The organism is Enterobacter sp. MGH 37 (assembly GCF_000534515.1).
Classification (GTDB): Bacteria; Pseudomonadota; Gammaproteobacteria; order Enterobacterales; family Enterobacteriaceae; genus Enterobacter; species Enterobacter kobei.
This window is the reverse complement of the sequence record NZ_KI973205.1, coordinates 1-12822: the sequence shown is the minus strand read 5'-3', so window position 1 is coordinate 12822 and position 12822 is coordinate 1. Positions and strand designations below refer to the sequence as shown.

11 protein-coding genes are annotated in these 12822 nt (G+C 50.8%); 10 read left to right on the top strand and 1 reads right to left on the bottom strand.

Annotated features, from left to right (window positions below; genetic code table 11):
• The first annotated feature begins 302 nt into the window (after window positions 1-302).
• Both L383_RS23525 and L383_RS23530 read left to right on the top strand, forming a co-directional pair.
• On the top strand, window positions 303-1412 hold the full coding sequence (locus tag L383_RS23525; protein WP_014882713.1) for an AI-2E family transporter: 1110 nt from the start codon (window positions 303-305) through the stop codon (window positions 1410-1412).
• A 118-nt stretch (window positions 1413-1530) separates the two neighbouring features.
• A complete protein-coding gene (locus L383_RS23530; protein ID WP_023332203.1) occupies window positions 1531-3315 on the top strand; it encodes a diguanylate cyclase in 1785 nt (594 codons plus the stop codon).
• Window positions 3316-3350: 35 nt separating this feature from the next.
• Here the strand turns inward: L383_RS23530 and L383_RS23535 are convergent, their stop codons facing one another.
• Window positions 3351-4250: a LysR family transcriptional regulator gene (locus tag L383_RS23535; RefSeq protein ID WP_023332202.1), complete on the bottom strand. Its 900-nt coding sequence runs from the start codon at window positions 4248-4250 to the stop codon at window positions 3351-3353.
• A gap of 98 nt (window positions 4251-4348) precedes the next feature.
• Here L383_RS23535 and L383_RS23540 point away from each other — a divergent pair, with 98 nt between their 5' ends.
• The 8 genes from L383_RS23540 to L383_RS23575 all read left to right on the top strand — a co-directional run bounded on the left by L383_RS23540 (window position 4349) and on the right by L383_RS23575 (window position 12034).
• On the top strand, window positions 4349-5143 hold the full coding sequence (locus L383_RS23540) for an SDR family NAD(P)-dependent oxidoreductase (RefSeq protein ID WP_023332201.1): 795 nt from the start codon (window positions 4349-4351) through the stop codon (window positions 5141-5143).
• Window positions 5144-5188: 45 nt separating this feature from the next.
• Entirely contained in the window at window positions 5189-6406 is a 1218-nt protein-coding gene (locus L383_RS23545; RefSeq protein ID WP_023332200.1) for an L-dopachrome tautomerase-related protein, read from the top strand.
• A gap of 320 nt (window positions 6407-6726) precedes the next feature.
• Window positions 6727-7221, top strand: a complete 495-nt coding sequence (locus tag L383_RS23550; RefSeq protein ID WP_032628721.1) for a putative pterin-binding protein — start codon at window positions 6727-6729, stop codon at window positions 7219-7221.
• A 17-nt stretch (window positions 7222-7238) separates the two neighbouring features.
• Window positions 7239-9176, top strand: a complete 1938-nt coding sequence (locus L383_RS23555; RefSeq protein ID WP_014882707.1) for a putative bifunctional diguanylate cyclase/phosphodiesterase — start codon at window positions 7239-7241, stop codon at window positions 9174-9176.
• A 238-nt stretch (window positions 9177-9414) separates the two neighbouring features.
• Window positions 9415-9672, top strand: a complete 258-nt coding sequence (locus L383_RS23560) for a YjhX family toxin (protein ID WP_014882706.1) — start codon at window positions 9415-9417, stop codon at window positions 9670-9672.
• A gap of 10 nt (window positions 9673-9682) precedes the next feature.
• Complete coding sequence (locus L383_RS23565; protein WP_023332199.1) at window positions 9683-10453, top strand: SAM-dependent methyltransferase; 771 nt, start codon at window positions 9683-9685, stop codon at window positions 10451-10453.
• Between the two features lie 296 nt (window positions 10454-10749).
• On the top strand, window positions 10750-11217 hold the full coding sequence (locus L383_RS23570; protein WP_023332198.1) for a GNAT family N-acetyltransferase: 468 nt from the start codon (window positions 10750-10752) through the stop codon (window positions 11215-11217).
• A gap of 436 nt (window positions 11218-11653) precedes the next feature.
• A complete protein-coding gene (locus L383_RS23575; RefSeq protein WP_023332197.1) occupies window positions 11654-12034 on the top strand; it encodes a hypothetical protein in 381 nt (126 codons plus the stop codon).
• Window positions 12035-12822 lie beyond the last annotated feature (788 nt).

Below are 12822 nucleotides of genomic sequence, written 5' to 3'. Positions count from 1 at the left end.
GTTATACCGCGATTGTTAATAAAAAGCTAGATGACCAGACGCAAACGAGCGCGCCGCGCGCTGAGTCTGGGGTGGGATGTCAGGATCACATAGAGAAAAGGACGCCAGGCCATAAGCACCTCCGCAAGCTGATATGTATATCATGGTGCGGGAAGAGACGATCTTCGGTCAGTCGAAAGTGGGATCCGTGAAGAGTGGATTCATACCGCAACACTGTCCACAGAACAGGTAAGGCGCAAAGGTTGGTAATTCTCACAATCAGTTCTATAGTCGAACAGTTTCTTAGTAACCAGGAATGACTGATGCGCTTTAACGGACTGACCAAAGGTTTCTTTATTTTCATCCTCGCCCTTGTGACATGGGCCTTCTTCGACGTGCTGTCGCCCTACTTCTCCGCAATACTGTGGGCCGCTATTCTGACCGTGATTTTTAACCCGGTAAAAAACAAGCTGCGCACCGCGCTGGGGGATCGCAACGGGCTGGCCTCGCTGCTGACCATCGGCATTATCTGCCTGATCGTCTTTATTCCGCTGATGGTGATCCTCTCCTCACTCGCCATTGAGCTGAACGTGGTGTACACGAAGCTTCAGGAGAACAACACGCAGTTTCCGGAAGTGGTGGCGAGCATCTTTAACCACCTGCCGGACTGGGCCAGCGGCTTCCTCGCGGATCACAACCTGAACAACGCGGCGCAGATCCAGAAAAAACTCTCCGATGTTGCGCTGCAGGGCGGGCAGTATCTGGCGGGTAGCGCGTTTCTGATCGGCAAAGGTACGTTTGGCTTTGCGATTAGCTTCGGCATCATGCTTTATCTGCTGTTCTTCCTGCTGAAAGACGGACCGTATCTGGTGCGCCAGATCCTCGACTCCCTGCCCCTGTCTGATTTCGCCAAACAACACCTGTTCGCCAAATTTGTCGGCGTATCGCGTGCCACGGTAAAAGGCACGGCGGCGGTGGCGGTGGTCCAGGGCATACTCGGCGGGATTGCGTTTGCCATTGTGGGCCTCGACGGCAGCGTCCTCTGGGGCGCGCTGATGGCTTTCCTCTCGCTGGTACCTGCCATCGGTTCGGCGATTGTCTGGGTCCCTGCCGCCATCTTCCTGTTCGCCACGCACCAGATCTGGCAGGGGCTGTTCATTGTCGGCTTCTTTGTGATTGTCGTCGGACTGGTGGACAACATCCTGCGACCGCTGCTGGTGGGTAAAGACACCAAAATGCCGGACTATCTGATACTGATCTCCACCCTCGGCGGCATGGAGCTGTACGGCATTAATGGCTTTGTCATTGGGCCGCTGATTGCCGCGCTGTTTATCGCCTGCTGGAACCTCTTCTCCGGCCGCGACCACGAAGGAAATGCTGAAGAGCTGGATGCCGATTTCATTGAAGAGGGAAAAAACCCTCCAGATTTGTAAGGATGTGACGATATATACCCCACCAGGCGGCACTGTGCCGCCTTTTTTTCGCCTTAAATCAGCCGTTTTCTATAATCTGAAGAACGCCATCCTCTTCAAGTTGTAAAAGGATCACCAGGTGCGAATCGCGACAATTACTAACTGGGCCTATGGTGCCACGGTCTGCCTGACCATTGCGTCCGGCATTATCATGCTGCTGGCTTCCGGCGCCGACACCGCCGAGCGTCAGGCCATTGAACAGCGTCAACGTTTTGATGAGCTGACGGAAAATATTGAAACTGATGCCTGGGTACAGTCCGATTTAGCGCGCCTGTACGTCGTCAAAAAAGATCCTCAAATCCTCAAAGAGTATAACCAGTCAGAGAATAGCCTGAAGCACATCGAGCTGAAGCTGGAAAAACTGCAGGACGCTGGCGCATCGGATGACGAGCTTGCCCTGCTGCATGAAGGCTTAAAGATCGTTGATGAGCTGCAGGACGAACAGCAAATGGCCCTGGCGAACACGGCGCGGGGTGAAGACGCTCAGGCCATCGCCCTGCTCTATGGTGCCTCTTATGAGCAAGAGCTTGAGCGCGCCCAGAACCAGATCGATCACTTTCGCCAGATACTCGATAAACGTGTGATCACGTCCGTACGGGAGGCGACAAAAAAATCGAAAGCGCTGCGAACGGCCTCTGAGTTGATGGTTGGCCTCACCGCCCTGCTGTTCCTGTTTGTGCTTGGCTTTATATTAAAACGCCGCGTGCTGCGTCCTGTCGTGCGCCTGAGCGACGTGGTGCACCGCCTGGCATCACAGGACTACGCGGTGGAAACGCCCAACTTCAACCAGATTGATGAGATCGGCGATATGGCGCAGGCTATCCGCATCTTCCGTGAAAACGGCCTTGCGCGCCAGCGTCTGGAAAAAGAGCGCGATGCCGACTGGGCCATCCGCGAGCTGCTGGCGCGCATGACCCAGAGGCTGCAGGGATGTGAGAACGTAAACGATGTGATTAACGTGGCGGAGTTGTTTGCGCCCAATATTGCACCGGGGATCCCTGGCCGACTCTACGTTCTCGACCGGGATCCGTGGCAGATGCGCTGCGTCGCGCAATGGCTTGCGCCGGTGGGTGACGAGACAACATTCCATCCTGACGAGTGCTGGGCCGTGCGTCGTGGTCAGAGCCATCCGCCGGTCAACGGTGAGCCGGATATCGCCTGCTATCACCTGCAGGAAGAGACGACGAACAGCGCGCTGTGCGTGCCGCTTATCGCCCAGGGTGAGGCCATTGGCTTGCTCTCTTTCCAGAACATCAACGCGGACAATGCCCCTTCCCGCCCGTATCTTGAACTGATGGCTGAGGCGCTAGGACTGGCGCTGGCGAACCAACGTCTGCGCGACGCGTTACTGGAAAAAGCCCTGTTTGACCAGCTCACCGGCCTGCGTAATCGCCATCATCTGGAAGACACCCTGCACACCCAGATGGCACAAGCCATGCGTAACGATGAACCGGTTAGCTGCCTGATGATCGACATCGATCACTTCAAGAGCATTAATGACCGTTTCGGCCATGAGGCCGGAGACCTGGTCATTAAAAGCGTGGCGCTGATTGTTCAGCGGGCCGGGCATGACAGCGGGCTGGCCTTTCGCTTCGGGGGGGAAGAGTTTCTGGTACTGCTTCCCGGCGCCGGAGAAGCAGAAGCGCATGCCTGTGCGCAGAAGATTTATGACGGTGTACGTGCGCTGTCGCTGCGTTACGGCCTCTCAGAGATTGGCCCGGTGGATGTCTCGATTGGTATTGCCAGCTATCCAGAGCATGCCCAGAGCGACAACCTGCTGCGCGCCGCGGATGTCGCCTTATACCGGGCGAAAGAGCTGGGCCGGGCGCGGATTGTGAGTTTTGGAATGCTGGAAGCGGGTTAAGGTTAGACTCTTATTCATGACGCATGATGTTCATGTCATTGTTCTGACGCCAGAAGATCAATCATGGCCCGTGTGGCTGCTGACTGGCGTCGATGGGGCGCATAGATGAGCGAGAAAGGTCGCGATCGTCCACGAAGTTGCGGAAGTATCTCAACTAACTGGCCGCGCTGTATCTTCTCGCGGACAATGAATTCGTAGCTCTGACAGATCCCTATTCCATGTTCAGCCAGCGAAACCACGCCAAGGACATCATCTGAAATCTCGATGATTGAATCTGGCTGCCAGTCAACATCCCGCTCATCCACACGAAATACCCAGGGCGCAATACGGCCGGTACGCGGCATAATAAAAGGCAGGCACATATGCTGCCGCAGTTCATCGAGCGTCTGCGGCATTCCCATGCGATGAAGGTAAGCGGGTGAAGCAACCAACAGCAGTGCCGCATCCTGCAATTTACGCGCGACGAATCCACTGTCAGGCATTTGACCCAGGCGAATAGCCAGGTCGAATCCCTCAGCGATCAGGTCGACATTGCGATTGGTAATGTTCAGCTCCACCTGAACGCGCGGAAACTGTTGGGAAAAGCGGGCCAGCAAGGGCGGCAGACAATAATGCCCATAGGTGGTCGGGACGCTGATCCGTACCCGGCCAGTCAGATCCCCCTCCTGCCCCCGGCCATCGCGTTCGGCGTCATCAAGCAGGGAAAAAGCAGAACGCGCCTGCTCAAGATAAATCCGTCCGGCTTCCGTTAGTCCCACACGACGTGTGGTGCGTTGCAATAGCTGTCGTCCAAGACGCACTTCAAGGCGGGAGACCGCACGACTCAACACTGAGGGCGTGGTTGAAAGGGCGACCGCTGCAGCGGTAAATGAGCCATGTTCAACAACAGTAATGAAGACCTCAACATCGCCGAGATAATCGAATTTTCTGCTCATCTTGCTCTTTCAGGAACAAATGTTTTTCATTTTCGCTAATTTATCTCCGTTTGAGCGATGAGTAAAGTAGCCGCACTTGTTACCAAAAGGCAAAAACGATGGATCTTCAACTCAACGGTAAGACAGCACTTGTTACAGGGGCCACCGCAGGCATTGGGCTGGCTATCGCCAGTACTCTTGCGCGCGAAGGTGTTGCCGTCACGATTACCGGACGCGATCGGGAAAAACTGCACAATGCGGTAGCGAAAATTGCTCAGGCAGCTCCCCAGGCCCGGGTATCAGCCATTGTCGCCGATCTGGCTAACGCTGAAGGTGCAGAAGCGCTGATTAAGGCCTGTACGGATACCGATATTCTTATCAATAACCTGGGTTTTTATGAAGCCACCCCTTTCGCTGATATCACCGACGAGGAATGGCTACGCATGTTCAACATTAACGTGATGTCAGGCGTTCGTCTTTCACGGCATTACTTCCCACGCATGCTAGCACGCAACTGGGGCCGGGTGATTTTTATGTCCAGCGAAGTTGGCGCTTTCACTCCGCCAGACATGGTGCATTACGGCGTCAGTAAATCAGCTCAACTCGCCGTATCGCGAGGAATGGCAGAGCTGACGAAGGGTACCGGCGTAACGGTCAACAGCGTACTGCCATCGGCAACCCGCTCTGACGGAATCATTGATTACCTGCGCCAGACAGCGCCTGAACCTGGCATGACAGACCAGCAGATTGAAGCGCATTTCTTCCAGACCTACCGCCCCAGTTCCCTGATCGCGCGAATGATCGAGGCTGACGAGATAGCCGCTATGGTCGCGCTACTGGCAAGCCCACTCGGCGCGGCATCAAACGGGGCTGCGGTACGCGTCGAAGGCGGAACGTTCCGCTCCATTCTTTGATACCGCATTAAGAAACCGCGTCTTACTCACATCACCGGAGCATGTATGTCCTACCGTATCGGTACTTTCCCCGCCATTGCAATGGCGGCATTGTTCTCTTTCGCAAGCTGCGCCAGCGCGGCGGATCAGATGCCTCTTGAGCACTGGCGCAGCTACTCAGGCGTAAGCTGGGATAAACCTGAAAACGTGCAAATGCCAGCCGTGTTTTCCGGGTCGGTGAATGCCCCCTTAGCAGGCATTCACTTTGATGCAAAGGGCCGGGCTTTTGTCAGTACGCCCCGACTGATTTCAGCCAGCGCCCCCGCCACGTTGAATATTCTCGACACCGATCCTCAGTCCGGACCCGCGCGCCTGACAGCATTTCCGTCCCTCGAGCGTAATGCGGTTGATTCCGCTCCCGATCAGAACCTGCGCAACGTGCTCGGCTTTTATGTTGATCGTAAAAACGGCTGGTTATGGGCGCTGGATATGGGGTTCATCGCGGGAGAAACGGAATCCCCTTCAGGCTCGCAGAAATTGGTCGTACTGGATCTCGACTCGGGCCGAACGGTTAAACGTATCCCCCTGGACGGCGTGGCCGATCGTAAGGCAAGTTTCCTTAATGATGTCGTTGTCGATGAGAATCATCGTATCGCATACATTTCCGACAGCGGGTCGCGCAGTGCGCCAGAAAACCGTGTCGGCCTGATCGTCGTTGATTTCGCCACCGGCACAGCCCGACGCGTGCTGAATAGTCACCCTGCCCTGCAGATTGAACCGGGGGTAAACGTCATTTCCCATGGCGCGGAGGTATGGCCAGGTAAACCGCTATTGATTGGTATCAACGGCATTGCGCTGTCTCCCGATGCAGAAACATTGTACTGGACGGTGACGACGGGAACACATGCATACGCGGTGCCCACTGCCGTGCTGAAGCAACATGATTCAACTGATGCGCAGATTGCCGCTCAAATTCAGAATCTGGGCACGGTGGGAGGTAATACTGACGGTTTGGTGACCGATGCAAAAGGCTACCTCTATATTACAGATGTCACCCATAACGGCATTGTCAGATATGATCCGAAGACCCGTAAAATGTTACTTATTGCTGCAAATGAAGCCATAAAGTGGCCAGACACACCGGCTATTCGCCCGGACGGTGACCTGATCTTCACATCAAGTAGCCTTAATGACCACTTCGCTGGAATGGTCAAACCAGGCCATGAACGGTACGATCTGTGGCGCTTGCGACAGGACACGAACCCGCCGATGAACACTCGCTAATATGGCTGCGCCACCCCATGGGTGGCGCTTTTTTAGCTGTGATGGACAGGTAAAATCTGTGTCGTGAGAAAATAACGCTCATTTAAAACGATTATTTTTTAAACGCAAAAGAGCTTATTCAAGTAACGTTAGTTTGTCTCAAAATTTCAGTAGCACCATCCACAAATCAAACACCCTACCCCAAAACCACCCAACCCATTGTTTTTAATGGTTTTTACTAAACTAAACGTGCAGTAACAACCGCTACTCAACAAAATATGTAAACTACTGTGATAACTAAATTATAATTCATATACTTCGTTAAAAAAGTGGGGGTCAAAATGAGATTAACCTTAATGCTGTTGTGCTGTCTGGTGCCAACTTTAGCCTGGGCAGGTGAACTGCCAAAACCTGTTGGAAAACCTATTTTGACGATTTACGGTAATATAGAAAATACCAACGAAGAGGGAAAAGCAGTGTTTGATCTCGCCAGCCTTGAAAAACTAGGGATGGTGAGTTTCGAGACGACATCGCCCTGGTATAACGGACGTACTAAGTTTGAGGGTGTCCCAATGAGAAAACTCATGGATTATGTGGGGGCAAAGGGTACTAACGTTAACGTCATTGCGCTCAATGATTACTCTACCGTCATCCCTCTTAGCGACTTCAAAAAATACAACGCCATTCTTGCCTTAAAGGTCAATGGCGAATATATGCGCATCCGCGACAAAGGCCCGTCGTTCATTGTTTACCCTTATGACAGTCTTCCTGAGTTGAATAATCAAATTTATTATTCGCGTTCAGCATGGCAGGTTAGCAAAATGAAGATTGAGTAGCAGTTCAGGAGAACATAATGAACAGGATACTGGTTGGTATCATTTTTTCTCTTTTTATCACGACAGGATATATTGCATTCCTTGTTTACGATCGACAGCAGGAGTTGCAAAAACTGACTCAATACACCGAGTCCTGGTCCGTGGCTCAACTGGTATCAGAGTATTACCGATTTGAATCATGGCTTGGTCTATACGCAACCGATACCGATGACGTTACGATAGACCAGGTCCGCATGCGTCTTGAAATTATGCTAAGCCAGAGCGATTTAATGAACGGCGGGGATTTAGGTCGCTATATTGACAGCGATAAAATGCACCAGGAACTCGCTTCGCGTTTAGAGAAAATACTGGCGTATCTGGATGGCAATCTCGAAAAAATGAGCCATTCGGAGTTACAGGCATACCTGAAAAATATGCATATGCTTGATGCGCCGCTCAGCCAACTTTCGGCCACGGCATTAACAAAAGATATTAATACAGTTAATGAATCAAACAGAAAAATCCAAATCCTGTATTATATTTACTCCGCACTTTCATTACTTCTGGTGATCTTAAGCTTTATTCTGGGCTTTTTAATGATCTACCAGAATAAAAACATTCTCAAAGCCCACATGCAGGTTAAAAGCCTGGCTGACGAACTACAGATATCAAAAGAAACGCTGCAGATTCAGAACGCGAAGCTGGAGTATGATGTTTATCATGATTCCCTGACCGGTATGAAAAACCGCCTTTTCTTCTGGGACGATCTCAACAAAATTAATCTTCAGGCGGATAAAAACCATATCCCCGTCACGGTGATGTTATTTGATTTAGACCGGTTTAAAGAGGTCAACGATACCTATGGTCATGATGCCGGAGATTTACTGCTGAACCAGGTCTCCCGCCGCCTTACCTCAATGAGCAGCGCGACGGATACGTTTTACCGTTTGGGTGGCGACGAGTTTGCCCTTCTCTCAAGCGGCCTGACGGAAAGCGCTGCGGTTTCACGCGCCAAAGAGATCAGCGATCATATCAGCCAGCCCTATACGATTAATAACCAGCTGATAAAAATTGCCACCTGCGTGGGTATTGTTTTATCGGATAACGAACGACGCTCTGATTATCTTTACAAGTTTGCCGATCTCGCCCTCTACGAAGCCAAAAAAGAGGGCTCGCAGCAGATAAAAGTCTTCCGTCAGTGGATGCTGCAAAAACTGCAGGAAAGCAGAACCCTTGAACATGATATGGCGCTGGCGCTCGATCACCATGAATTTGTTGTGTATTACCAGCCTATTGTCGATGCATTCAGCAATGATATTTACGGCTATGAAGCGCTTATTCGCTGGATACACCCGCAGAAGGGAATACTGTCGCCGGATTACTTTATCTCTGTCGCTGAAAAAACAGGGATGATCAATGAGATCGGTAAAAATGTGCTTGAGCTTGCCTGCCGGGAGGCCGTTTCCTGGGCGGTTCCGGCACGGATCTCGGTGAACGTCTCGCCTGTTCAGTTAGGCACGAAATCCTTTACGGCGATGGTGCAGTCTATTCTGAAAGAGACTGGGCTACCGGCCAATCGCCTTGAGTTAGAAGTCACCGAGTCTTCACTCTTCAGTGACAGCAACACGCCAGTCACTATTCTCAAAAAGCTCAGATCGCTGGGGGTAAGAATTTCGATCGATGATTTCGGTACCGGGTATTCATCGCTCTCACGGCTCAGTGAACTCAACTTTGATAAAATCAAAATAGATAAATCCTTTGTGAATCCCATATCCACGCAAGATGAAGCGCTGAATATCGTTAAGCTGATCGCCGGTATGGCGAAGAGTCTTAATATGAGGGTCATTGCAGAAGGCGTCGAAACCGAAGCTCAGCTCGAACGTCTTCAGGCGCTTGGCTGCGACCTCGTGCAGGGCTATCTGTTCGGAAAACCGCAGGCTGAAGTCGACAAAAAAATAAAAAGCGGTGCAGCGTGATCCCACCGGGATCACACTTTTCAGCCGTGGGTATTCACATCCCCTCACCAGCTGTTACCATTCACCCCGTAAATACCTTTCAACTCAACCCGAGGCTTTGATGCTGGAGAATGTCATCATCCGATAATCAGCTCCCCGACCTTTCAGGCCGGACTGATTATCAATGCGCCGAAATCGAATGCGGGCACCGCTGTGTGTTTGCACGTTTTGCACATGATGATTAAACAGGTTTTCCAGTATGAATTTATCCCGTCAGGAACAACGTACCTTACACGTTCTCGCCAAAGGTGGCCGTATTGTGCACGTCCGCGATACGTCCGGCCGCGTCACCGCCGTGGAATGCTACAGCCGCGAAGGGCTCCTGCTGTCTGATTGCACGCTCGCCGTCTTTAAAAAACTCAAAACTAAAAAGCTGATCAAATCCGTTAAGGGTCAGCCCTACCGCATCAATACCACCGGGCTGAACAACGTTCGTGCTCAGCCTGACAATCGTTAAGGAGAGGAATATGGATATCCCACGTATTTTTACCGTCAGCGAAAGCGAACACCGCATTCATAACCCCTTTACGCCAGAAAAGTACGCCACGCTGGGCCGCGTGTTACGCATGAAGCCAGACACGCGCATTCTCGATCTCGGCAGCGGATCGGGAGAGATGCTTTGCTCATGGGCACGCGACCACGGAATTACCGGCACCGGCATCGACATGAGCCCGCTCTTTACTACGCAGGCCAAACTGCGCGCAGAGGAACTGGACGTTGCCGAACGCGTTCAATTTATTCATAACGACGCGGCAGGTTACGTTGCGGATGAAAAATGTGACGTGGCGGCGTGTATTGGCGCCACATGGATTGCAGGTGGCGTCGCCGGAACGATGAGCCTGCTGGCACAAAGCCTTAAGCGCGGGGGAATCATGCTCATCGGCGAACCTTACTGGCGGCGGCTTCCCGCAACGGATGAGGTGGCTCGGGCCTGTGGCGCCTCGTCCATCGCAGACTTTCTCACCCTGCCCGACCTCGTCGCCTCTTTCGATCGGCAAGGCTATGACCTGGTGGAAATGGTGCTGGCCGACCAGGAAGGCTGGGACCGATACGAAGCCGCGAAATGGATGACGCTGAGTCGCTGGCTGGAGCAACACCCTGACGATGACTTTGCGCAGGAGGTGCGAGCGGAGCTGAAAAGCGCGCCTGAACGCCATGTGACCTACACGCGGGAATACCTCGGCTGGGGCGTGTTTGCGTTAATGGCACGACAGGAGGACGTTTGCGGTACCGCCTAAAGGGGAAACCGGATCACACAGAGTATAAATCGTTGTCGAAACCCGTGGGGTAATAGTCTGATGGCCTGTTTATGCAGAAGCCTGAAGAAACAGTGGATGACCAATTTTCGTTGTCCAGGATATTGCCTCACTTTCGCCTGCCCTTACCGCCCCCTCCGGGGCGGTAAGGCTTTTTTGCCTTGTGAAACGCCCTGACTGGTCAACTCCTGGTTCCCAGTTCTGAACGAATGAGGCATTACAAGTTGGTAGTCGAATGATAAGGTAGATTTCCCTCTCTCTACCGGGATGAAGCCAACGTGAGTATTTCAGACAACTATGAATGGTATAAGAATGACTACCTGGTGAGTACAGACAGAGAAAAGCTGGACGTGCAGGCCATCCATGAATATCTGACGAGATCAACCTGGGCAAAAGGTATTCGCCTGGACATAGTCTCTTCCTCAATAGAAAACAGCCTTAATTTTGGCGTTTACCATAATGGAAACCAGATTGGTTTCGCGCGTCTGATAACGGATTATGCAACCTTCGCCTACCTTTGCGATGTTTATATACTTGAAGACTATCAGGGTGAGGGGCTTGGAAGATGGGTTATGGAATGCATTCACAGTCACCCCGTGTTTGAGCCGCTTCGCAGGATCATGTTATTTACTACCACCGCGCCCTGGCTTTATGAGAAATTTGGCTACGAGCCCGTTAACAGGGAAAACTATGCCTGGACGATTACGCGGCCTGATATTTATACGGGTGGGGAAAAACAGGGTTGAGATTAGTTGATCGCTACAGAATTAAAAAGACCATGTGTAGCTGGTCTTAAGTTTGGTGAGTATCTTCTATTGAATCGCCACGGATACTCTATGAATATAGTAAGGCTTCCTGAACCACCTAAAGTTAACGTTTGGCAAGGTGCTCAAGTGGCAGCACGGAGTTGCGCTGCATGGGGATCTTCTTGTGCCGAGCCTTTCGGCGGTTTAACTTCTTTTTGTTCTCAGCCATCCTCAAGGTGATATATGGAAACAATAGTCACTATGAGGTATCAATGTACTGGTGAATTGAAGAAGTAAGCTCCGGGGGGTCATGTCCCCTTATTTTTTGGGATACGAAAAATTCAGCAGTAGCTAAATGTCAGACTGACTTATCGTTGTACACTCTCCAAAACAAGGATAAAATCAAGATAATTCTTAAATAAATGGAATGGCGCATATGGTTAAGAAAATCACTTTACTGAGCTTGTCGGCTCTTTTTGCTACACAAGTTGCCTTCGCTGAGACTTCAAGCAATTGGATTGAAGTTACAACGAATAAAGATGGCGCTTTTTTAGTCAAAAAAGGCACATTCAGAAATGTAAAAGGTGATTCATCTGCTTTGTTCATGTATGAAAAAACAGATAAAAAAGTTGAATATTACAAAATTAGTATGAAAAACACAGATTGTGATAATGGATATGGTGAAATAAAATTTTTCTATATGGATGGAAGTTTGGCTTTTAAAGGTGATTACGTGGCTGATGGGACCAGTGTTGGGGCTGGTCTTGGTGATTTCATCTGTGGTGTAAGAATCGCGGCTGACGCACAAAAAAGTTGAGGAAGGGGGGCATATGCTAAAAGCAACAGACCCTTCACCCTTAGGTAAATTTCCTCGCTTCTCTGTAGCCAGCTTAATTTCAGCTTCTTTGACTTTCATGCGCCCTAACCATGATTTGCCCTCCGGTGTTGCCAGAAATTTACGGGTGTGAATTTTGCGGTTGTTGCGTTTTGTAACTGATTTTTGGTTAGCTTTTTTACATGCTCCCCCCTACGCTGAATATGCCAGGGCTCAACGTAAAGCTGAGAGAAATTACAATGAAAGTCATAATGGTGTAGATCATTATTGTTAGGCACATAAGAAAAGACGGTGCGTAGCGCTTCCGAAGAGAGGATAACCCCTTAGCACTAACTCTTTCCAGGTGAGCGTTATGCTCCGGCTATCTAAACCATGGCAGAGCCAGTTTCTTTTCCGATCCGGTTAGTCTGCCCAACATTACGCTGTTTTATCCTCCCCCACATCATCTCGACGTGTAGCATTATTGAGCACCGCGCGAAGCGCGGAACGTATACCCAAGGGTTCAAGTGATGTGTTTAGAGAGTTCAGCAACTCTTTCAGCTTCTGGGACTGGTAGCTGCCAGGTCAAAACATTGTACTCGACTTGAGCCAATACAACACAAAGGCGTCTATCAAGGATGATAATGAAAGATAGAACCCTGTATATTTTTTGACGCTAACTGATTGATTTTATTAGATGGTGCCGATAATAGGAGTAAAACACAGCAAATAACAACATGTATTTACTGTGTTTTGTTTTTAATAAATCCCTAGATACCCGAATTGATACC